We start from the raw sequence: 1,604 nt of genomic DNA on the forward strand, positions 1-1,604 counted from the left end.
CCCGGAAAATTCATCATGGCTGGCGGGCATGGCGCAACCCGTTGAACGGCCATAGGATTCGGCTGCGAACCCAGAACCCTGCCGTTTCCGGACACCATGCCCGCCGACACGCACGCTACGCTGCCCCTGCCGGGCCTGTCACCAGTCGCCGGCAAGCCCATCATCGCCCGCTTCGACGGCGGGTCGCTGTCATCCGATGGCGGCCTGCTGGCGCTGCGCGAGGTCGAGGCGCGTCTCGGCGTGGCGCGGCGTCTCGCCGCCTGCATCGACGATCCGCGCGCGCCCGAGCGCATCCAGCATGGCCTCGCCGAGATGCTGCGCTTCCGGCTGCTGATGATTGCCGCCGGCTACGAGGACGGCAACGATGCTGACAGCCTGCGGCACGACCCGCTGTTCAAGCTCGCCAACGGGCGCCTGCCTGGTGAGGCCGCGCTGTGCTCCCAGCCGACGCTGTCGCGCCTCGAGAACACGCCGGGGCCGCGGGCGCTGATCCGCATGGCGCGCGCCATGGTGGCGCTCTACTGCGCCAGCTTTCGACAAGTGCCGCGTCGCATCACGCTCGACATCGACGACACCTTCGACGCCGTCCATGGCGGGCAGCAGTTGCGGCTGTTCAACGCCTACTACGACGAATACGGCTTCCAGCCGATTGTCGTGTTCGACGGCGATGGACGCCCCGTCGCCGCCATGCTGCGCCCGGCCAGGCGCCCGACCGGCGCCGAGGCGCGCAACCTCCTGCGCCGTCTGGTACGCGAGATCCGCAGCCACTGGCCGCGCGTCGAGATCCTGATCCGCGCCGATAGCCACTACTGCGCGCCGGAGGTGCTGGATTTCTGCCGCGCGACGCGTATCGACTTCCTGCTCGGCGTCGCCTCCACCACGACGCTGCGCCGCCATGTCGAGGCGCTGGAAGCCAGCACCGCGCGTCGTCATACGGGCGCACCGGGCGGGGAGAAGCTGCGGCGCTACAAGGAATTCCACGACGGCGCCGCCAGTTGGAGCCGCGTCGAGCGCATCATCGCCCGCGTCGAGGTCAGCGCGCAGGGCGCCGACACGCGCTTCGTCGCAACCTCCCTCGCCGCCGGATCGGCGCGCACGATCTACGAAGACCTCTATTGCCGGCGCGGCCAGGCCGAGAACCACATCAAGGCCTGGAAGCGCCATCTCGCCGCCGACCGCACGTCGTGCTGCCGCGCCACCGCCAACCAGTTCCGCCTGATGCTGCACACCGGCGCCTATTGGCTGCTGTGGTCGCTGCGCAGCCTGATGCCTCGGCGCTCCACCTGGCGTGTCGCGCAGTTCGACACGCTGCGGCTGCGCCTGGTGAAGCTGGCCACCCGCGTCGTCGCGATGAAGACCCGCATCATGCTGCACCTGCCAAGCGCCTGTCCCGACAGGGCCATCCTGCGCCTCGCGCTCGAACGCCTGCCGCGCCTCACCTGCTGAGCAAAGGGGCGGACGCCCCGATCCAGCCACGCACACCGCAACCCGCCAGACCCGCGATACGCACCGACAGCCCGCCCGCAGACAAGGTGGCGATCAAACGCGACCGCGTCTCCGCCAACGCGTCAGCCGCCCGCCGTTCGCGCGGTCCAGCCGGCCTC

Annotated in this window: 1 protein-coding gene; it reads left to right on the forward strand. The window is 70.3% G+C overall.

The annotated features are described in order from the left end of the window. Positions 1-96 precede the first annotated feature (96 nt). Positions 97-1,446, forward strand: coding sequence for an IS1380 family transposase (locus JTN19_RS13285; protein ID WP_206933579.1), 1,350 nt, complete (start codon positions 97-99; stop codon positions 1,444-1,446). Positions 1,447-1,604 lie beyond the last annotated feature (158 nt).

Origin of the sequence: Roseococcus thiosulfatophilus (assembly GCF_017311575.1) — a bacterium.
GTDB classification, from domain to species: Bacteria; Pseudomonadota; Alphaproteobacteria; order Acetobacterales; family Acetobacteraceae; genus Roseococcus; species Roseococcus thiosulfatophilus.